A 21,662-nucleotide genomic window follows, 5' to 3' on the forward strand; every position below is an offset into this window, starting at 1 on the left:
GTTTATATCCATTTCCCCGGGGCACCCGCTGCGATTAGCGTTTACGAGAAGTTGTGCGGGCTTTGCTTGATTTTTTTACGGATTTTTTCTTCGGATTATGGCTGGATACATAGCAAGGGTCTTCTTCTTTGACAACAACAGGATACATGTGGTGATGAATCGGAACACAGTGATGTTTTTTGATCACTTCAATCGGGTGGATTACAGGCACGATTTGTGGGATGTAATAATCCTCAACAACCTGGATCGGGTCACAGACAATCGGGCAAAGCGGTGGACAGTAATGGTTCATTTCAAAACCAACTCCCTTTCTGGTGATACTATAACCTATTGCAACAGATCGAAAGTGGATTGGATGTATGTCCATAGTCCGAAAAATTATATGAGCGGTAGCCTGTCCGCCACTGTCCCACCCTGCCCAGGTGTTACTCTGTCAATGACTTGGCACAGTACACGAAGTCCCTCACACAAAAGCTCAACGTTTGTTACCGTGAAGCAGATACGCAGACTTGGTGTATCCATCTCCCCTACATAACAGGCTGAACCAGGGAGGAAAGAGACCCCTGCAGCAAGTGACTGATGATGCAACTCACGCATATCCAAGTTACTCGGGAGTTGGAGCCACAGATTGAGTCCTCCCTCTGGCAAGCGCCATTGCATGCCCATAGTAGCATGCTCTTCCAGCACTTCAGATGCTGCGCACAAGCGAGAATACAATTCATCCCTCAATCGGGATACATAGGCACCGTACTGATTCTGAATGAAAGATTGCAGTGCCTTTTGTGTAAGCAGCGGACTCCCCAGATCCGCCGTAGATTTCGCGGCCACAAGCCGGGTCAATACACTTCCGTCTGCGATGGCGCAGGCTATACGGCAACCGGGAGACAACACCTTGCTGAAGCTTTTAATATATACGACATGACCTGTCCCATCCATCGATTTAATGGAAGCCGGGGGAGGGTCCCGAAAATAAAGATCTGCAAACGGATCATCCTCCAGAATGAGGCAGTGGTAGCTTTGCGCGAGATTAAGAAGTTGTGCTCGTCTTCTTGCACTCATCGTGATACCTGTTGGATTGTGATAGGTCGGGATCGTATAGATCAGCTTGGGCGGATAGGTATCACATAATCGGGTCAACAGATCAATACGCATGCCTTCGTCATCCATTGGGACCGTAATGATCTTCGCGCCTCTACTCGTAAATACATCAATGGCTCCGGTATAGCTTGGTGCCTCCATGTATACAACATCCCCAGGTCCGACAAAAGTTCGTGCCACAAGATCGATTCCCTGCTGAGCACCACTTGTAATTAACATGCGTTCAGGTGTAGCCTGTAGTCCACGCTCGGCAAAGTGTTCGGCCAAGATCTGTCTAAGCTCCCGATCCCCCTGAAAAGATCCGTAAGCTGCCATACGCTCTGTATGATCAGAGGAGAGTCGGTAGGCGCTGTCGATAATCTCGCGTGTAGGCAACAGTTCAGGCTGAATCGCTGACATATGAAGTTCATACCGCACTTGAGGTGACGTATCAAAATGTCTCCAGAGCTGGGCTCGCGGTAAATAATCCACCAGTGCCATCTGCCAATTCCATGACGTACCGGATTCACTGTTGGCATTGTTCCGCTGCGTTCGGTCCACATCCTCCATCTGATCCACGTTCAATGTACCTCTCACATAACAACCTTTCCCCTGGGAGCAGGTGATCAATTGAATCGCTTCAAGTTCAGCATACGCTTTGGATACAGTGACCAGGCTGACACCCAAATCCGCGGTCATTTTACGCACAGAAGGAAGTCGGGTTCCGGGTTCGATGAGTCCTGATCTGATGCGATCGGCAATCGTTAGCGCAATCTGCACGTACAATTTGGTACTGCTTCCCCGCTTTAATTCAATATGCATATGTGCTCCCCCAACTGTTATGATCTTCATTTTACTGTTATAGTGTAGTCCGTCTATTATAGTTTATAATATCAGTATAACAGTGAATAACAGGAGATGAGAATAACATGAGTATCCCTTGGTCCAAAATGGCACAAAACACCCCGTCCTCTGTCGTTCGCGACATGCTCCAGGCCGCTCAGGCACCTGGAATGATCTCTCTAGCCGGTGGATTACCCGCCCAGACTTCATTCCCGCTGGAAGCCATCCGCGCTGCATATGAAAAAGTATTTATGAGCGGAGCAGCCGCTCTTCAATATGCGGAGACTGAGGGTTACCGTCCTCTTCGCGCCAAAATCGCCGAACGTCTTGAATCCAAGGGCATTCCCGCTTCACCCGATCACATGCTTCTCACTACGGGTTCACAGCAATCCATTGACTTGGTTTGCCGCATCCTTCTCGACCCGGGTGACCGCGTATTGGTTGAATCACCAACCTACCTCGCTGCTCTGCAAGTCATTCATTCCTATCAAGCTGAATCTCACGGCGTAGCCTGTGATGATCACGGTATGTTGCCTGAATCTCTGGAGGAACAACTCCAGTTGCATCGTCCAAAACTTGTCTACATTAACCCCACGTTCTCCAATCCTACGGGAAAAGTATGGTCACGAGAAAGAAGACAGCGAGCTGTGGATCTGTGCCGCAAGTATGGTGTACTTATTCTGGAAGATGATCCCTATGGTGAAATTCGGTTTAATCCGGAGCAATTGGATGTCCCTGCTCTCGCAGAACTGGATGCAGTATCCTATGACGGCCCTTCCAACGTTATCTACACCAGTACATTCTCCAAAACGGTAGCACCTGGCCTTCGTACGGGCTGGATACTGGCTGCTCCCGATATTGTCAAAATGGCAGCACGAGCCAAACAAGGTGCCGACTTGCACTCCAGCAGCATTGACCAAAGAGCGCTTCATGCACTGCTTGAATCTTTCGATCTGGATGCGCATATCCGCCATATTTCAGAGGATTATGAAAAACGCATGAAAACACTGACTACTCTTATGGCAGCCAAAGCATGGGAAGGTATCTCGTGGAATTCACCACAAGGTGGTATGTTCTTGTGGCTGCAACTGCCTGAAGGCATGTTGGCAAGCAATCTGTTCACTTACGGTATCCAGGAGAAAGTGTGCATCGTGCCAGGTGATTCTTTCTATGCAGGTACACCGGAGTTAAACCGCATGCGGATCAACTTTACTCATACGGACCCTGAGCTCCTTCCGGAAGCCGTGGAAAGAATGGATCGCGCCATCCAACGTTGGCATGCTTCCTTAACATCCGACAGTGTTGTTACACTGTAATGAACTGTCATAAACGTTTCGCGATTCTTTAGCGTATGAAGGTTAATAACTTGATATGAGAAACAAAAATAAGGCGGCAGGCCCGAGAATCTCGGAACTGCCGCCTTATTTTTATAGAACCTGTTATCAACAGGAGTTATGTTTTTTTAGATGTTTGTGGGTCCTTCTGATCAGTCAGGCCATCGGATAATTCATACGAGCTGTCCTCGACTGATAGGTGGACTACATTGTGTTGCAATAGTGTTGTTGTTGCAGTTAGGAAAGCTTACCGTAAGCCGGGTTCTGTGCTCTTCGTGGTTCATACGGGAACTACCCTCCCACCAGAAGCGACAATCATCTATCTAGGCCATACATTGCTGCACAGCTCAAGCGACCAACCTAGACACACCTCGGGCTAAGGTTGCCTCCTCCGAAAAGGCGGCTGTGTCCCATTAGGTCTTGCTCCAGATGGGGTTTACCAGGAACGAAGTCACCAGCGTTCCTCGGGGTCTCTTACACCTCGGTTCCATCCTTGCCTGTGCCGGAAAATCCGGCCATCGGCGGTCCATTTCTGTGGCACTATCCTTCAACTCGCGCTGACTGGACGTTATCCAGCATCCTGCCCTGTGGAGCCCGGACTTTCCTCTCGTGGCAACAAAGGCCACCAGCGATTGTCTGTCAAGCTTTCCGAACAACATTACATAGTATACAGGCATTTAGGTTCCCAGACAAGCTTAATATTACTGGGAGCTGCACATCAACGGTCTTTTTAGATAAACTGGAATACTTCCGTATTTACCTCAGAAGCCGTAACTTGCGTATCATATCGTTTTTCTTCCAAACGGGAACGAAGCCAATCCGCTGTTTTTGGTTTCATAATCTTCTCGGAATTATGTCCCGGGTCGATGATACACATACCTGCCATTAACGCATCATGAGCCGTGTGATAATCGATATCTCCGGTCACAATAACATCCGCACCTTTGAAGCGGGCAGTGAGCGCGTAACGGCTGCCAGAGCCGCCAAGAACCGCTGCTTTTTTGATCTGCTTGTTCAGATCTCCTACTACCCGCACATGAGGCACATTGAATTGGGTCTTCACGACCTCCACTAGCTCACCTAATGTCTTAGGTTCCCTAAGGGGTCCCAAGCGTCCCAGACCGAGCGTACGGCCCTTTAAATCCATTGCATAGAGGTCATAGGCCACTTCCTCATACGGATGAGCCTTAAGCATCGCCTGAACGACCTTACTTCTCAGACTTTGGGGTACGATGGTCTCAATACGCATTTCTTCCACACGTTCCATCTGCCCTTGGGTACCGATAAACGGTTGAGTCCCTTCACCAGGTACAAACGTTCCTGTACCTTCCGTGTTAAAGCTGCACTTGTTGTATTGACCGATACTCCCCGCTCCGGCTTCCAGAATGACCTGAAGAACCTGTTCATGATGGGTACGAGGCACAAACACAGCCAGCTTGTACAGATGATCTGTGTGTACATCTTCCAGCGATTCTTTACTCTCGATGCCAAGTGCCTCGGCCATCCAGTCATTCATCCCACCCTCAGCCACATCCAGGTTTGTATGACTGATATAGACAGCAATATCATGCTTAATCAGCTTTTCATACAATTTACCCATAGGTGTATCTGTACTCAGTGACTTAACCGGACGGAAAATGATGGCGTGATGAGCGATAATCAGGTTGGCTCCAATGCGAATCGCTTCGTCCACCACTTCATCCGTCACATCCAAAGCTACTAACACGTGACTGATTTCTTTTTGCAAACTGCCAAGCTGGAGACCAATGCGGTCATCCGGTACAGCCAGATGTTTGGGAGCGAGTTGCTCCATCAGTTGAATTACAGTTTGACCTTTGGCAAACATGCCAAAACCTCCTTCAAGTTTGCGATAAGACGCTCTACCTCAGCCGCCTTGTCCCGGGAAGAATCCTGATCGGATTTGGAGATGGAGTTAACAACCCCTTGCAGCTTGATGATCTCACTTTCCCATTTGGCAAAAAATACATCCGATGGACGATCCACCAAATAAGGTCCCATCCGCAGCAGCAAATCTTCCGTTAATTCTGCCCCGCCTTGAAGCGGACGTGCACGATACACCTCTACATTGGCAATAGGGCTTACAGATTGTGGCATCGCCGTTATAATCTCATAAATCTTGCCATCTTCTTCGAGCAACTGTTCTGCTACAACCACCCAGTGATGCTCCAGTAACCAGCGTCTGAGGATATCCTCACCCACATTTGGTTGCAAAATAAGTAACTGGACTCCTTCCAGTTTGGATATACCTCTGTCCAAAATAGAAGCAATCAAGGCACCGCCCATACCTGCAATGGTGATGACATCCACTTCACCCGCAGAGATCACATCAAGACCGTCTCCACGACGCACCGTGATTTTTTCTTTCAGGCCAGCATCGCTGACTTGTTTGCATGCAGCATCATAAGGGCCAGGATTGACTTCCCCGGCTACTGCACTTGCAGCTTTCCCACTGCGGATTGCGGCTACTGGTAGCAACGCGTGGTCTGAACCGATATCAGCCATGCGGCTGCCATCGGGAATTTGATCATGTATTCGCTGTAATCGATTCGAAAGTTTCATGAAGCACCTACACCATTCATTTAATTTATTGATTTGCATTGAACAAGGAAAAGCGATAAAATAAAATCCAATAAAACATTTCAAGGATGAATTTCCAAAACCAAGAAATCAAGACGTTTAAATTAAAAATAAAGGAGACCCCGCCGCCGCTAAAGCGTCTTGCGGAAAGTCTCCCATAGTTCGATTATTCGAGGAAATCCTTGAGTCGTTTACTACGACTCGGGTGACGCAACTTACGAAGAGCCTTGGCTTCGATCTGACGAATACGCTCACGCGTAACACCAAATACCTTGCCGACTTCCTCCAGCGTTCTCGTCCGTCCATCGTCCAGACCAAAACGTAGACGAAGCACGTTCTCTTCACGTTCAGTCAATGTATCCAATACATCTTCGAGCTGTTCTTTCAGCAACTCATACGCAGCAGCATCCGCCGGAGCAAGTGCTTCCTGATCTTCAATGAAGTCACCCAGATGGGAATCATCTTCCTCACCAATTGGTGTTTCCAGAGAAACCGGTTCCTGTGCAATCTTCGTAATTTCACGAACTTTCTCTACACTCAGATCCATCTCAGCAGCGATTTCTTCTGGTGTCGGTTCACGCCCAAGTTCCTGCAACAGCTGACGGGATACCCGGATCAGCTTATTAATCGTCTCCACCATGTGCACAGGGATACGGATTGTACGCGCCTGGTCAGCAATAGCACGAGTGATCGCTTGGCGGATCCACCATGTAGCATACGTACTGAACTTGTATCCTTTTTTGTGGTCGAACTTCTCAACCGCTTTGATCAGACCCATATTACCTTCCTGAATCAAATCAAGGAACAACATTCCACGTCCAACGTAACGCTTGGCGATACTGACAACGAGCCGTAAGTTAGCTTCAGCCAGACGACGCTTGGCTTCTTCATCCCCGTTCTCAATCCGTTTAGCCAGTTGTACTTCATCATCTGCCGACAACAGTGGCACACGACCAATTTCCTTGAGGTACATACGGACAGGGTCATTGATTTTGATACCTGGCGGCAAGCTCAGATCATCATCAAAGTGGAATTCGTCCTCTCCCTCTCTGGTGTTGTTCTCGGAATCTTCACTAGGACGAAGTGTAACCTCTTCATTGTTTTCATTCACTACATCGATACCCAGATCGCTCAGTTGCTCATAGAACTCATCCATTTGCTCTGCATCCTGCTCAAAAGGAGAGAGTTTCTCTATAATTTCCTTGTAATTCAGCGAAGCTCTTTTCTTACCTGATTCAATCAATTGATCTTTAACCTGATCCAGTGTCAATTCTGTTTCTAGTTCAGTATGCTGATCATTCGCCATAATTCGACTCCCTCCTCCCTAGAAACATCTAATCATCAGACGTTCACTGTCTCTCTAGGGCAATCATTTCAATTGCAATCTGTGCCGCGCGTACAGAATCACCTGCCCGCTCTGCAGCAATCATCTCTTCTTTTTTCAAATCGTACTCTTTCTTACGCGGATGCTTCAGCACTTCCCTGATGCAATCATCGAGCATTTGAATACTCCATTCACCTGGACCATCCATCATCGAGATTGAACTGACCGTTTTTTCCAGGCGATCGTCATGCAGTGAAGACATAAAACGGCTTGTATCCGACGGTTTGCCTTGTGCATAGTAGGCATATAGATAAGCAGCAATAGCTGCATGATCCTCCAAGTTAAATGCTTCACCAAGATGTTCATTCACGTACTGGGCAGCCTCATCATCCTGCAACATCCAGGCAATCAGTTTGCGTTCGGCAGCGTGATAAGCCGGCAACAGATTAGGTGTAGGCACCTGCCTATTTTGTTGCCTACCATTATTCCACCTTTTCGGGTTATTATCCCCGTACTGGAGGTTATTTTTCATTGCCTCCCGTTCTTCATTACACTCCTGCTTCAATGTTTCGAAGGATACGTCCACTTCTGCAGCCAGTTCACGGAGATACACTTCCCTCTCTGTTGGAGAAGGTAAGGGGGCAATCAATTTTACTGCTTCTTTCGAATAGGCGATTTGTCCGCCACCCTCTAGCAGTATATGGCTTTTTTTTAAGTTTATAAGTTTAAATTTTGTAGTGGTCACGGCACCGTCCACAATCTGGTTTCGGAACCGTTCACCACCATGCTTCCGGATAAAATCATCCGGGTCAAGTCCCTCGGGAATGAGAGCCACTTTGACCTGCAATCCAGCTTCCTCAAGAATAGGGAAGTTTTTGAGTGCAGCAGCCTGTCCTGCTCTGTCGCCGTCATAACATATGATGACTTCGTCGCACATCCCTTTGAGCATCAGTGCCTGATTCTCGGTTAACGCAGTACCCATTGCCGCTACACCATTCTGGATATCCTGATCCCATGCGGAGATGACATCACCATATCCTTCAAACAAAATGGCTTGTCTTTGTTTGCGAATTGCATTTTTGGCATGATGCAGATTATAGAGAACACGGCTTTTGTTAAATAACCGGGTTTCCGGTGAATTTAGATACTTCGGTTGCCCATCTCCCAATATGCGTCCTGCAAATGCAATCGGCTTACCGCTCCTGCCATTAATCGGGAACATAATCCGGTCTCGGAATCGATCCACATATCCCTGACCTTCATTTCGCGGTGACAGAAGTCCACCCTTTTCCATCTCTTCGAGCGGATAGTTACGTTTCTCAAGAAATTGTACCAGTGTGTCCCAACGATTTGGTGCAAAACCAATCTGGAACTGGTCGATTAACTTGTCGCCAAAACCTCTTGAGCGTAAATACTCCATGGCTGACTTGCCGTGCTCTGTATTTTTCAACAAAAAATGATACAGCTTCGCGGTAAGCTCATAAGCCTCCAACAGACGTTCCGTCTCCGGATTCACATGAGCAGATTCACGCCCTTGCCAGTCCCCCATAGAGATGTGACTTTCTTCCGCCATCGTTTTGACAGCCTCGGGAAAGGATAACCCTTCGATTTCCATCCTGAATTTGATGGCATTTCCACCCGTGCCGCAACCGTAGCAGTAGAAAATTTGTTTCTCAGGTGTAACGGTGAACGAAGGCGTCTTCTCGGAATGAAAAGGACAGAGGCCTTTCATATACTTCCCCTGTTTGGTCAGATGCACAAATCGGCTCACCGTATCGACAATATCATTCTGCTGTAACACCGATTCAATAATACTTTCGGGTATACCGCCTTGTCCGGTACTCATCTCTGGCCACCTTCATCTCTTCAACACGTAAATATAATTCGATAAACTTACACATTCTCCTGCAAATCTTTTAAAAGTTTTGTCAGTTTATGTTGAAACATTTCTCGATCCTGCTCTGTGAAAGGCTTTGGGCCTTTCCCGTAATGGCCTCTTTTTCGTGCTTTGGCCGCAGTATGACGAGAATCCAACATGAAATCAATGTCACGATCGTTGAACTCACGACCACGAAAGGACAAAACATAACAACGTTTGCCAAGCGCAAGTGCCGCAAGTCCATAGTCCTGAGTGATAACCACATCATATGGCTTAATATGATTAGCAATATACAGGTCTGCGCTCTGATCACTGCGATCCACTTGCACGGTTCGTACCCCTTCTCCTCCTTGAAGCAAATGATCAAATGAAGAGACTAACAATACGGGGATGTTGAAAAGGCGAGCGGTTTGCGCAATCTCGGTTTTGACCGGGCAAGCATCACCATCCACAACAATGTGGCGTATATTTAACTCACTCAAACCCAGACCACCCGGTTTCATAAAATAGCTGCATATTGTTATATACGACCCCGGCCAGGCAAAATCCTTCTGCCGGAACGAGGGAAATCAAAGGCTAAAATACGGAGCGGTTGTCAAAAATACATTTCACAACCCGTTCCGTATATTTATACCCTCATATATCCTTCTTTAATACTGAATTTTAGCTTTGCACCAAGTCTGTGGAAAAGGACTCATGAAATACGCCCAATTACCAAACCAACTTGGAAAAATCAGCAAATCCTTTCAAGTCACGATCAATAGCCGCGAGCAAGGCAAGTCGATTCGCCCGAACAGCTTCATCCTCGGCCATAACCATGACCGAATCGAAGAATGAGGTAATACCATCCTTCCAGGCAGATGCAATAGCCAGTGCTTCAGCAGCATGATGCTGAGTCAACGCCTGACGATATTCTGCATTCGTTTTGCTCCATGCCTCATGTAACTGACGTTCTCCATCTTCTGTGAACAGTTCTGGATGTACGGAAGCATTGGATGCTTTGGCCGCCAGATTACCCACACGGTTGAACGATTCAACCGTTGTTTTGAATGCGTCTCCTGTCATAACAGCCGCCATCAACGCTTCACCTTTTGGAACCACAGCGCTAATATCATCGAATCCGGAAGAAATTACGGCATCTACTACGTCGTAGCGAACTGTTTCGGACAACAATTTTTTCACACGAAGACCAAAGAAGTCTTGCAGATCTTTACGAACCTCTTCGTCTGCACGTTTCAACAGGTTCATCTGGGCATGTACTTGAAGTGCTACTCCGAACACGTCTGACAATGTCAGCGGAAGCTTGTGATCCAGCAAAATCTGTACAATACCTGCAGCCTGACGGCGCAGCGCATACGGATCTTGAGAACCCGTTGGAATAATGTTGATGGAGAAACAACCCACGATTGTATCCATTTTGTCCGCAGCACTCACAATGGCACCAACAAGAGAAGCAGGGGACTGATCTCCAGCGAAACGTGGCTGATAGTGTTCAAATACCGCTTTGGCCACTTCTTCTTTTTCGCCAGCTTTACGAGCGTAATCCTCACCCATCACACCTTGCAGTTCCGGGAATTCTCCCACCATCAGTGTCACCAGATCGAATTTGCAGATATCTGCTGAGCGGCTAACGGATTCAGCAACATCACCGGATACTTGCAGTTTGGTAGCAAGTCCATCGGCAATCTTGCGAATACGACGCACTTTATCTCCAACCGTTCCCAATTCTTCCTGGAAGACGATACTTTCCAGCTTCGACAATGCATCCTTAATCTGTAGCTTCTGATCTTCCTCATAGAAGAACTTGGCATCAGACAGACGTGCACGCAGAACTTTTTCATTCCCTCTGGCAATAACGTCCAGTGAATCACTTCCGCCGTTACGAACCGTCACGAAGAATGGCAACAATTGTCCTTCATTGTCCAGTACAGGGAAATAACGCTGATGCTCACGCATGGAAGTAATCAATACTTCTTGTGGAATGTTCAAGAATGAAGAGTCAAATGTCCCGAACAATACGGTAGGTGTTTCCACCAGGAACAGAACTTCCTCCAGCAAGTCTTCCTTAATCGCAATATCCCATTTTTTCTCCGCAGCCAGTGCCTGAATTTGGGATACAATCATCTGTTCACGTTCCTGGATATCAGCAATGACATGTTCGGAACGCAACACTTCCACGTATGAAGACGGAGTGGAGATCACAGCCTCCTTACCGAGGAAACGATGTCCGCGAGTTACATTACCCGACTTAACACCTGTCACTTCCAGATCGATAACCTCACTGCCGAGCATAGCCACAATCCAGCGGATTGGACGTACAAATTTGAAATCATAGGAAGCCCAACGCATGAATTTTGGGAACGTCATGGCATGTAATACAGAAAGTAATCCTTCGCCAACTACAGAAGCCGTCTCCACACCTTTGCTGCTCTTCGTTGCATAGATATATTCGACACCGTTCAGTTCCTTGAACGTGAACTGATCGGGTTCAACACCTTGACTGCGGGCGAATCCGAGTGCAGCCTTGCTCCAATTGCCACTGTCGTCCAGGGCAATTTTGCGTGAAGGACCTTTCACTTCTTCCTCGATATCTTCCTGCTTTTCAGCCACATTCTGAATCAAAACAGCCAGACGGCGCGGTGTAGCATATGCATTCACTTCACCATAAGCAATGCGGGATGCGTCAAGCCATTTCACGACACGCTCTTGCAGCTGTGCGATTGCTGCGCGCATAAAGCGTGCAGGTACTTCTTCCAACCCGATTTCGAACAATAGATCCTTAGACATGCTCGGCTCCCCCTTTCTTGATCAGCGGGAAGCCTAGCTTCTCACGCTCTTCCATATATGTTGCAGCGACTTGGCGAGCCAGATTACGAACACGTGTGATGTAACCCGTACGTTCCGTTACACTGATGGCTCCACGTGCATCCAACAGGTTGAACGTGTGGGAACATTTCAGCACATAGTCATATGCCGGGAATACCAGATGCTGCGCCATGGCCTTGTTTGCTTCTTCTTCATGCATGTTGAAGAGTGTAAACAGCATTTTGACATCAGATACTTCAAACGTATATTTAGAGTGTTCGAATTCTGGCTGACGGAATACATCACCATAAGTGATACCTTCCACCCATTCCAGATCAAACACATTCTCTTTATCTTGTATGTAAGAAGCCAAACGCTCCATACCATACGTAATTTCAACAGCTACCGGATTTGTCTCGATCCCACCGACCTGTTGGAAATACGTAAATTGCGTAATTTCCATTCCGTCCAACCATACTTCCCAACCAAGACCTGCACAACCAAGGGAAGGATTCTCCCAGTTATCTTCAACAAACCGAATATCATGTTTGAGCGGATCAATGCCAAGACGTTTCAGACTTTCCAGGTAAATTTCCTGAATATTGTCCGGAGAAGGCTTGATGATTACCTGGAACTGATGATGCTGGTACAGCCGGTTAGGGTTCTCACCATAACGTCCGTCCGAAGGACGACGGGAAGGCTCCACATAGGCCACTTTCCAAGGTTCGGGTCCAAGCGAGCGTAAAAAGGTCATCGGGTTCATCGTACCTGCCCCTTTTTCCGTATCGTATGGCTGGACAATAATACAGTTATGCTCGGCCCAGAATTGTTGCAGCGTTAGAATCATCTGCTGAAAATTCATAATCATGCTCCTTTTCAATGGTTTGTTAGCAAGCTTAGGACGGTGAAGACAACAATAAATAGCCCCCGTCCTACGCCTGTTGTACAGACGTAGGGACGAGAGCTATTCCCGCGGTTCCACCCTACTTGGCTTAGATCAAACAAGATGATCCTGTTCGTTCCAGCCCACTTTTCCGTGTCCATTCATGCTCCCGAGTGCCGTTTCAAAAACCGATTCAGCCAGGCTCCCACCATCCCCGGCTCGCTCATTCATGATTCCCAAGTGTTATACAACGACTTGTCTCCATAAATGCAATAAATCCAGTCTTTTACTTTCTCGTTCAATGCATGTCTCATAAAGAGAAATTATATTTCATAATATATAAAATCTAGTATGAAGTCAAGATATAGTTTCACTTCCACCAAAACGCCTCAAATCCCGTACTTCTCCATCTGATCGAGGAAAGAACGGGATTTAAGATTCAGACCAAGCTGATGATCCATAAAAGCACGCATCAACTTTTTGATCTCATCACGGGTAGATTCACTCACTGATATATTCCCTAAGCGCTGCAGATCCAACTGTGCGAATAAACGCAACAACTTCAAAGCTTTTGGACTAACTGACATCGCTGGAGGATCAAAATGTTTGCATGCTCGACACAAGACGCCACCAAGTCTGGGACTTATAAACAACTGCTCATCTGGTCGCTCCTGGTTGCAGGAGATGCACTCATCGAACTGTGGACCATATCCGGATGCCTGTAATATTTTCATTTCGTACAGACTTGTAATAACAACCGGATCTTTCTCTTCCTTCAACGCCTGCAAACACGCCTTTAACTGTTTGAACCAAAATGTACCTGTCTCTTCATCCTGAAGCACCCGATCCAATAGTTCACACGCATAAGAGGCATAAGAGGCCTTGACCAGATCTTCACGCAACTCATGATAAGATTCAACAATTTCTCCAGCGTTCAGTGTGCCTAGACCTGTATTGCGAAAATATACATATTGACCATACGTAAACGGCTGCACCAGTGCAGCATGTCGGCTCTTGGGCTTTTTGGCACCGCGGACGAGTACCCCTACTTTCCCGCCGCTTTCGGTGCAAAGTGTAATGATTTTGTTCCCTTCGCCGTAGTCCATGCTGCGGATGACAATCCCTTCCACCCTGTATAGCATGCCTCGTCACCTAACCATTCCCGAATCAGCCAGTTATCCTTCGGCTTCTTCATCTTCAATCACTTCCCTTGCATTATCCGACTCCTGTCCTAACGAGTTACACGCCTCGGTATATAACAAATAGGACTCCACATCCCCCGTCATCGCAAAAACCTTCCACGAAAAATCTCGCATCGGAATTTCATCCTCTCTTCGGAAATGACGTCTGCATCTACCAAATAGGATGGAGTCTTGCAAGGTAAACTATGTGTTGCAATTACTGGATACAATTCCGACGATTAGTCACGGCCAAAGCCAAGGTCACGCAGAACCCGATCCTGATTTCTCCAGTCTTTTTTCACTTTAACCCACAGGTCCATGAAAATTTTGGAGCCAAGCAAATTCTGAATATCGTGTCGAGCTCGTTTACCCACTTCTTTCAGAAGGGCACCTTGCTTGCCGATAATGATCCCTTTTTGGGAATCCCGTTCCACAAAAATGACGGCTGAGATATAAACGACACCATTATCTTGCACTTTCATATCTTCGATCGTTACAGCAATGGAGTGAGGCACTTCTTCACGAGTCATTTGCAGAATTTTCTCACGAATCAACTCGGCACATACAAACTGCTCCGGATGGTCAGTCACCTGGTCATCAGGATAGTACTGTGGACCTTCTGGCAAATACTTGCCGAGCTGTTCCAGCAACGTGCTGACATTGCTGCCAAGCATGGCAGAGACAGGAACGATTTCAGCGAAATCGTGAAGCTTGCGATACGTCTCAATGAGGGGCAGCAGTGCTTCCGGCTCAATTTTGTCAATTTTATTCATGACGAGAATGACAGGTGTACGGATATTTTTCAACTGTTCCGCAATATAACGGTCACCGCCACCCAAGCCTTCCGAAGCGTCAATCAGGAACAGTGCTGCTTCTACTTCTCCGAGCGTATTCAGAGCAGTCTGGTTCATGTAATCGCCAAGTTTGGATTGACGTTTGTGAATACCCGGTGTGTCCAGGAATACGATTTGCTGATGTTCGGATGTATACACACCATGAATTTTATTACGTGTGGTTTGTGGCTTGTCCGACATAATCGCAATTTTCTGTCCGATCACTTGGTTCATCAGTGTCGATTTACCTACGTTTGGACGTCCAATAATGGCTACAAAACCGGATTTAAATGCTTGTTTTTTCATATGTTCCTCCTCAGGCGCCTAGGCCTGGAATATTGGTTTATTTTTTGGCAGAATTCAGATCAGAAGGCCCAAAAGCCCAAGGTAACAGTTCAGCAACGGTGGTCTCTTGCAGATCACCTTTCAAGTTCCCCAAGATGACTTTCATATCAGGTTCACACAGTTCGTACATGACCTGACGACATACGCCACATGGAGCAATCGGACCATCCGTGTCTCCCACAATGGCAATCGCTGTGAAGCTGCGAGGCTTCTGCCCACCTGCAATGGCACTAAACATCGCTGTACGTTCAGCACAGTTACCTGGGGTATACGCAGCATTCTCAATATTACACCCATGATGCACATGACCTTCACTGTCAAGCAAAGCCGCGCCTACACCAAAATGGGAGTAAGGCGTATACGCCTTCGTACGTGCCTTAATTGCTTCTTGCATTAACAAACCGTTATCCATTAATAATCTCTCCCTTAGGGTGCAATATAAAGTTAGTACCTACGAATTAAGTTCAACCAAAGCCAAATTTACACTAGTCACTCCGTGTCCAGAATAACCCTTCGATCGCTGTTACCCCCAGATTTTTTGATTCACTTTTTCAATGTGAAAATCCGGGGATAAAGGCGAACGCTTCGCTTCTACAGGTTTATTTCTGTCCTCTTCGTTATCGTGTAATGTCAACAAGTTCAACTTAAAAAACGGTCTAACTTCACAAATTTGTGTAGTATTAAAATCACAAAACGAATCAAAGTTAATACAAAATCAGTACAAACCTAGCCAGCTCATCACTGGCTTAATGAAAACGATACAACCGATGATGACGGCGAATACCGCAGCCAGCAGAACTGCCCCAGCCGCGGTATCCTTTGCCGCTTTTGCCAGCGGATGGATATGGGGGTGTGCCAAGTCAACCGCTGCCTCTACAGCCGTGTTCATCAATTCAGTCACCAGGACCAAAAAGACAGCGGTCAGCACAAACATCCAATCCGTTCTTGAGATTCTGAAAAAAAAGCCGGCTACACACATCAAAATAGCCACTCCCGTGTGAACTCTCACATTACGCTGAGTCCGCAACCCATATGCGATTCCTTCCGCAGCATTGCGGAATACCAGACCCCAGGAGCGTCTTTTCATTATCGTGTCAACCCGGCCTGGGCCAATACCGCTTCTTGTTTGCCCATCATTTCAGCCTCACTGGCTTCATCCTGATGGTCGTATCCGAGCAGGTGCAAGAAACCATGGACAAACAGAAAACCAAGTTCACGTTCAAATGAGTGTCCATACTCTTCACTTTGCAGGATGGTCCGTGGTACGGAAATGATGATGTCTCCAAGAACATCCGGCATTTCTTCCATTTCTTCATATTCGTCAAGCTCATAGATAATATCGAGCTCTTCATCTACCGTTTCGTTCATCGCAAAAGACAGTACATCCGTAGGACGATCAATACCGCGATAATCACGGTTCAACTCATGGATCTGCTCATCGTTCACAAAAGTCAGAGCCACTTCCCCGTCTGCAACACCTTCCGCTTCTCCCGCGAGATTAAGCAACTGTTCCAGCATTGCAATCATCGGGTCTGTAATTTCTTTATCCTGTTGTTCATTATTCCATGCCAGGTTAAGACTCATTCTTTCATAACTCCTGTCTGCTCATATTAGAGGTTGTTCAAAAAAGCATTTCTAGCTTCATCCCATCTTCTCGGTACTGAAAACCAACCTTTTTGAACACGAACTATTATTGAATTAGCCTGCTTCGGGTGAAGTCGGCTTTGGTTTCTTAATTTCCTCCGGATATTCGATCCTGGAGTGGAAGATACCCATCACCGTTTCCTTCAATGTTCTGGCGACGATATCCAGTTCACGCATCGTAAGGTCACAATCATTGAACTGATGATCGTCCAATCGTCCTTTAATAATCTTCTCAATCATGGACTCCACTTGCTCCACTGTCGGTTTGCGCAAAGATCTCACAGCAGCCTCTACACTATCAGCAATGCCAACAATAGCCGATTCCTTGGACTGAGCCTTCGGCCCAGGGTAACGGAAATCTTCTTCCGTGAAATCAGGCTCAACGCCTGCTTCTTCCGCCTGGCGCAGTGCTTTGTGATAGAAATAGTGGAGAAATGTCGTGCCGTGATGCTGTTCCGCAATATCCCGAATAGGTCTGGGCAGCTTGTAATCCTTCTGCATTTCCACCCCATCGCGCGCATGGGCAACGATAATGGATTTGCTCAGTTTCGGATCAATTGAATCATGCGGATTTTCCATATTGTTCTGATTCTCAATAAAATAGATGGGCCGCTTTGTCTTGCCAATATCATGATAATACGAACCCACTCGGCATAGCAATCCGTTAGCTCCTATGGCTTCTGCTGCTGCTTCAGACAGATTCCCTACCATAACGCTGTGATGATAGGTACCCGGTGTCTCCGTCAGCAACTTGCGAAGAAGCGGATGGTTCGGATTAGATAGTTCTACCAATTTGAGCGCTGATAAAATGCCAAATGAAGTTTCGAAAAATGGCATCAGCCCAATGACCAGTATGGCAGTCAGCACGCCACCAGCAAATGCAAACCCAACGCCATACAGTGTCGTGGTTCGATTCCAATCACCCGAGTCAATCAAAGCCAAGGTGAAGACGGCTATGGACCCGAACAGACAGACCATAATGGCCCCTTTCAGGATCGTTGATCGCTGGCTAGCCTTATGAGTTGCGAAGATCGCAACAAATGAAACCAATACAGCGAAGAAACCTAATTCGAAGTCAAAAAGCTGACCCTGATGGGTATTCAAAATGATGCTGGACAACATACCGATCAATATCGAACATACAAAGGCAAGCGAGGTATCCAGTAACAAGGCAATTAACATCGCTCCTACCGCAACAGGTGCAAGGAAGCCAACATAAGACCTCTCATTGGTCTGGATAATCGCCGTCACATGCATAACCACAATCGTAATAATAAAAATGAGAACAAGCATCAACAACTGCGCATTATTATATTTGAAATGCGTTCCGCTGCCTTGCTGAATATACATCAGAATGGCTGCTGACAACAGGCAGGAAAACATAAGAAGTCCAAGCTGTGGCCAGTAGTTCACTTCATTTTTCAGCAAATCATTCTCATCCAGCAAAGTATACATCTCCGGGGTGATCATCTCACCCTTGGCAACTAATGTGTCCCCTTGCTTGATAAAGACGGTTTGCGTGTTCTCACGCGCCTGAACTTTCGCTTCCTTGGTTCCCTCTTCATCGTAGAAGCGGTTCGCGGTCACCACGAGGCGAGCAAGCTCTTGCACGACCTCACGTTGCGTTCGCTTACCAAGAGAGCTGACACTCACCATCTCAGCTACTTTGGCACGGGCAGTGGTTGCATCGCTGATCTGATCCGTCATTAACCGGGCAACAATATCCCTAGCAACCGGTTTCATCTCCTGGATATCATCCGATGTCAGACGTGAGATTTTGATGTAAGTTTCTTCGGGAATACGGTAGCTTTGCTCCTGTACCACATTTCTGATTTCTTCCAAAAGAGTCTCGGAGTATGTACCGGCTTTCCGATTATTATTGATATAGTTGGTCACAAAGTCCTTCTGGCGCTGCGGAATTTCATCCCGATATATATCAATCTTGTCCTGACTTGAGATCTGATCATCCTGATTTAATCGATCTACACGATCAAGCAGGGTAGTCATCAAATTTTCGTTTCGCAACTGGACAATCTGAAATATCGGCTGTACCCGTTCAGCAGCTTCTTCCTGTGCTTTGAGTGTGGCCTTGTTATTCGGAATCTGCATGGGCGCAGCAATGTCCACTTCACTCCGTGTCCCTTCCTGAATATCATAGCGCTCAGGGAGCAGTTTGGAAGCCAGACTGACGTAGAAAAGAATCACCAGAAACAAAAACAGAAGATAGCGTGCCCACACGCTATACTTCCATCCTGTAGCCTTATTCTGAAAAGATTTGCCTTTTGACGGTTCCTTCGAGGTCACTTTAGACAATCCCTTTCTATGCTTGATTTTCTGCGGCGTGGTTGTAAGCCACGATAATTTTCTGGACAAGGGAATGCCGTACAACATCTTGCTCGGCAAAATAGACAAATCCAATCTCGTTAACTTCATTCAAGATCGTATTCGCTTCCACAAGCCCGGATTTCTTACCACGCGGTAAATCAATCTGTGTCACGTCTCCGGTGATGACCATTTTGGAGCCAAAACCAAGACGGGTTAGAAACATCTTCATCTGTTCCGGCGTTGTGTTCTGTGCTTCATCCAGAATGATGAAGGAGTCATCCAGCGTACGCCCCCGCATGTAGGCGAGTGGCGCGATTTCGATTAACCCTCGCTCCAATGCCTTAGCGGTCTGTTCCTGTCCCATAACGTCATATAGGGCATCGTACAACGGTCTCAGATAAGGGTCTACCTTCTCCTGAAGATCACCTGGCAAAAATCCAAGACTCTCTCCCGCTTCAACAGCAGGCCGTGTGAGTACAATCCGTTTGACGCTGCCTTCTTTAATTGCGGCAACAGCCAGTACAACAGCAAGGTAGGTTTTACCCGTACCGGCAGGACCAATGCCAAATACAATATCACGTTTTTTAATTGTAGTTACATAGTGCTTCTGTCCAATGGTTTTAACACGGATTGGTTTACCTCGGTATGTCGTTGTAATCTCGCCCTTGAACAGATCCAATAGCTGGTCTGCCCGCATATCCTTGGCAAGTTCAATCGCATACTTCACATCTCTCTCGGTTAACACATATCCATTGCGTATCAATTGCAGTAACACATCAAATAATTGTTCAAGCGATTCCACCTGCTGTGCGTTGCCAAAAATCACAATCTCCGCTTCACGGGATGCAATCTGGGCGGGAATCTCGGATTCAATCAGTTTAAGAAAAGTATCTTGGGGTCCAAAAAGAGATTGGCCCTCTCCCGCACTCTGGAGGGAGATTTGTATGCTGCGTGTTTGCTCTGACAAATATCCTCATTCTCCTTGACTATGGACTAGCGGAAGTTCTTCCGCAATGCTTTCTTCTACTTCAAATAAGACTTTCATATAAACTTTACCATTCTCTTTCTTCTCATGCAAAATTTTTTCACTTATAATTTTTGTTCCTTTGCCGTTTTTGGCGATAATATCGTTCCTTGCTCCTTCCAATCCTTTTGTTCTGGCCCATTCTATCGTCTGTTGTTGCTCATGCTCTTGGGTCTCCAGATCTTTCTCTGTCAGCCAACCCATGGGAAGTGTAAAAGATCGCCACGTCAATGGTTTATGATTACTCTCGGTATCAAATGAACTGAAAGGTGTACTTCCGTACCCCCACAGTTGGATCGCCCAATTCCCCAGCACCATGTAAAAACGTTCTTTGCTCTCACCTGTCATTGTATTATGTTTTTGCACCAGCGGAACCTCTACCTGATACTCACGCCATACCAGACCACGAACTTCGCCTTTGGCAACGATGGTTTTGGTGTTCTCCTCATCCCCGAGAATCCCCGAGATCAATACCTGACCCTTTTTGACACGCATGTCCTTCTGAACAACAGGGCGTCCCTGCTCCGCATAGATTTGAGTGACCACAGCATCTGACTTACTGATCAGATGTCTGGGGTTCAGTAATGGTTCGCGCTTTGGTTGGGCAGATTCTACGACCTGAATGGTAATGGTTGTCCCCTCTTTGCTGACGCCAATCCAGGTTACATCCGGCAGAGCGAGCGCAAGCTGCCTGGAGAGCTTGTCTTGGCTTTGCAAGCGGAACCCCCATTGGAAAGGATATATTCCCTCTTTCTTCGCTGCTGCAAGCACCTCGTCGGTGGGAATGGTGACGTTACCCTTAACCTCCACACTCCATACCATGGACGACAACGCAAACAAAGCTGCCACAAAAAACAGCATACCCCCAAGAAAGAACTTCCTCCGCAATAATCGGGCCGCAAAAAAGGGGAAACCGCTGCGATGGGTTACTTTCACCCTGCAGCCTGTCCGTTTCAACACAGGACGCAACCTGAAAAAATGCGGCAGCAGAATATTCATCTCTGCCACGCGTCCATCGTGAGCACGCAGGTCCCAAACTTCCAGTCCCTGCTCTGCCACCGTGTTGATTAATGTTTCAATGTCTCCCCCAGTGACCGTTATTCGGACTGCTCCCCGCAGTTTGTACAGACTGGGCTGCTTCATCCGTTCCCCTCCACTCCATTCATATGAATATCCAGAATCGTTCCTTCGACAGCTACTTCATCCGGCAAAATATTACGTATCACCAAGGCAGTTCCTTTGATCTCTAACTGGCCTTGGGAAAGAGCCAACACGATACGATCCGGCGTGAAATGGATGACACCGCGATGGTTCTCTATATACAGTTGCTTACTGCCGATCAGGGTTAACCGTGGCATATCATAAAGCACATCCTGCGGCAGATCCAACACTTCACTGGTCCATCTGCGCAGCTTGCGGCTGATCCGGGTCATTCGAAGGTCTTCCCCCTTCCTCTACAGTTCAACTTATGCGCAGATTCATGAATTTATGAAAATTCCGGGGCGTGTTAGGGACGAATGTTGAGAAAAAAGGATCGAACATAGAAAAAGCCGTCTCCGGCGGCTTT

General features: G+C 47.0%; 20 protein-coding genes and 1 other RNA gene. 1 reads left to right on the forward strand and 20 read right to left on the reverse strand.

Annotated elements, in window-relative coordinates:
* Nucleotides 1–34 precede the first annotated feature (34 nt).
* Nucleotides 35–292, reverse strand: a complete 258-nt coding sequence (locus tag MHH92_RS20960) for a hypothetical protein (RefSeq protein ID WP_036615016.1) — start codon at nt 290–292, stop codon at nt 35–37.
* Nucleotides 293–378: 86 nt separating this feature from the next.
* Nucleotides 379–1,899, reverse strand: a complete 1,521-nt coding sequence (pdxR, locus tag MHH92_RS20965; RefSeq protein WP_340906064.1) for a MocR-like pyridoxine biosynthesis transcription factor PdxR — start codon at nt 1,897–1,899, stop codon at nt 379–381.
* Nucleotides 1,900–2,006: 107 nt separating this feature from the next.
* On the opposite strand from pdxR, the gene MHH92_RS20970 reads away from it, so the two are divergent.
* Entirely contained in the window at nt 2,007–3,236 is a 1,230-nt protein-coding gene (locus MHH92_RS20970) for an aminotransferase-like domain-containing protein (RefSeq protein WP_339186437.1), read from the forward strand.
* A 256-nt stretch (nt 3,237–3,492) separates the two neighbouring features.
* Here the strand turns inward: MHH92_RS20970 and rnpB are convergent.
* From rnpB to yqfC, 18 genes are all read right to left on the reverse strand, one after another.
* An RNA gene (rnpB, locus tag MHH92_RS20975) (RNase P RNA component class A) lies at nt 3,493–3,902 on the reverse strand.
* 82 nt (nt 3,903–3,984) lie between these two features.
* Complete coding sequence (locus MHH92_RS20980; protein WP_253501986.1) at nt 3,985–5,100, reverse strand: Nif3-like dinuclear metal center hexameric protein; 1,116 nt, start codon at nt 5,098–5,100, stop codon at nt 3,985–3,987.
* Nucleotides 5,076–5,834 (reverse strand): tRNA (adenine(22)-N(1))-methyltransferase, encoded by a 759-nt coding sequence (locus MHH92_RS20985; RefSeq protein ID WP_253501989.1) that lies wholly within the window; start codon nt 5,832–5,834, stop codon nt 5,076–5,078. The genes MHH92_RS20980 and MHH92_RS20985 overlap by 25 nt, the downstream gene beginning before the upstream one ends.
* Before the next feature lie 184 nt (nt 5,835–6,018).
* A complete protein-coding gene (rpoD, locus tag MHH92_RS20990) occupies nt 6,019–7,158 on the reverse strand; it encodes an RNA polymerase sigma factor RpoD (protein ID WP_017687256.1) in 1,140 nt (379 codons plus the stop codon).
* A gap of 43 nt (nt 7,159–7,201) precedes the next feature.
* Nucleotides 7,202–9,022 carry a DNA primase gene (gene dnaG, locus MHH92_RS20995; protein ID WP_221821991.1) on the reverse strand — a complete coding sequence of 607 codons (1,821 nt, stop codon included), beginning with the start codon at nt 9,020–9,022 and terminating at the stop codon, nt 7,202–7,204.
* Between the two features lie 47 nt (nt 9,023–9,069).
* Complete coding sequence (locus tag MHH92_RS21000) at nt 9,070–9,537, reverse strand: YaiI/YqxD family protein (RefSeq protein ID WP_017687254.1); 468 nt, start codon at nt 9,535–9,537, stop codon at nt 9,070–9,072.
* Between the two features lie 229 nt (nt 9,538–9,766).
* Nucleotides 9,767–11,842, reverse strand: coding sequence for a glycine--tRNA ligase subunit beta (glyS, locus tag MHH92_RS21005; RefSeq protein ID WP_340906069.1), 2,076 nt, complete (start codon nt 11,840–11,842; stop codon nt 9,767–9,769).
* Nucleotides 11,835–12,722, reverse strand: coding sequence for a glycine--tRNA ligase subunit alpha (gene glyQ / locus MHH92_RS21010; RefSeq protein WP_017687252.1), 888 nt, complete (start codon nt 12,720–12,722; stop codon nt 11,835–11,837). The genes glyS and glyQ overlap by 8 nt, the downstream gene beginning before the upstream one ends.
* Before the next feature lie 410 nt (nt 12,723–13,132).
* The gene (gene recO / locus MHH92_RS21015) at nt 13,133–13,885 is read right to left on the reverse strand and encodes a DNA repair protein RecO (protein WP_047843778.1); all 753 of its coding nucleotides are present in this window, start codon (nt 13,883–13,885) and stop codon (nt 13,133–13,135) included.
* Between the two features lie 33 nt (nt 13,886–13,918).
* A complete protein-coding gene (locus MHH92_RS21020; protein WP_074095877.1) occupies nt 13,919–14,059 on the reverse strand; it encodes a YqzL family protein in 141 nt (46 codons plus the stop codon).
* Nucleotides 14,060–14,163: 104 nt separating this feature from the next.
* Nucleotides 14,164–15,063, reverse strand: a complete 900-nt coding sequence (gene era / locus MHH92_RS21025) for a GTPase Era (RefSeq protein WP_047843779.1) — start codon at nt 15,061–15,063, stop codon at nt 14,164–14,166.
* 37 nt (nt 15,064–15,100) lie between these two features.
* Nucleotides 15,101–15,514, reverse strand: a complete 414-nt coding sequence (locus MHH92_RS21030; RefSeq protein ID WP_036615035.1) for a cytidine deaminase — start codon at nt 15,512–15,514, stop codon at nt 15,101–15,103.
* 303 nt (nt 15,515–15,817) lie between these two features.
* Nucleotides 15,818–16,189 (reverse strand): diacylglycerol kinase family protein, encoded by a 372-nt coding sequence (locus MHH92_RS21035; protein ID WP_017687246.1) that lies wholly within the window; start codon nt 16,187–16,189, stop codon nt 15,818–15,820.
* A complete protein-coding gene (ybeY, locus tag MHH92_RS21040) occupies nt 16,189–16,686 on the reverse strand; it encodes an rRNA maturation RNase YbeY (protein ID WP_340906072.1) in 498 nt (165 codons plus the stop codon). Before ybeY ends, MHH92_RS21035 begins: the two co-directional genes overlap by 1 nt.
* A 114-nt stretch (nt 16,687–16,800) precedes the next feature.
* A complete protein-coding gene (locus MHH92_RS21045) occupies nt 16,801–19,050 on the reverse strand; it encodes an HD family phosphohydrolase (protein ID WP_036674803.1) in 2,250 nt (749 codons plus the stop codon).
* A gap of 16 nt (nt 19,051–19,066) precedes the next feature.
* A complete protein-coding gene (locus tag MHH92_RS21050) occupies nt 19,067–20,038 on the reverse strand; it encodes a PhoH family protein (protein WP_017687243.1) in 972 nt (323 codons plus the stop codon).
* Between the two features lie 6 nt (nt 20,039–20,044).
* On the reverse strand, nt 20,045–21,238 hold the full coding sequence (yqfD, locus tag MHH92_RS21055; protein WP_253501995.1) for a sporulation protein YqfD: 1,194 nt from the start codon (nt 21,236–21,238) through the stop codon (nt 20,045–20,047).
* A complete protein-coding gene (gene yqfC, locus MHH92_RS21060; RefSeq protein WP_017687241.1) occupies nt 21,235–21,528 on the reverse strand; it encodes a sporulation protein YqfC in 294 nt (97 codons plus the stop codon). Before yqfC ends, yqfD begins: the two co-directional genes overlap by 4 nt.
* Nucleotides 21,529–21,662 lie beyond the last annotated feature (134 nt).

This window comes from Paenibacillus sp. FSL M7-1414 (genome assembly GCF_038003195.1).
In the GTDB taxonomy this organism is placed as follows: domain Bacteria; phylum Bacillota; class Bacilli; order Paenibacillales; family Paenibacillaceae; genus Paenibacillus; species Paenibacillus amylolyticus.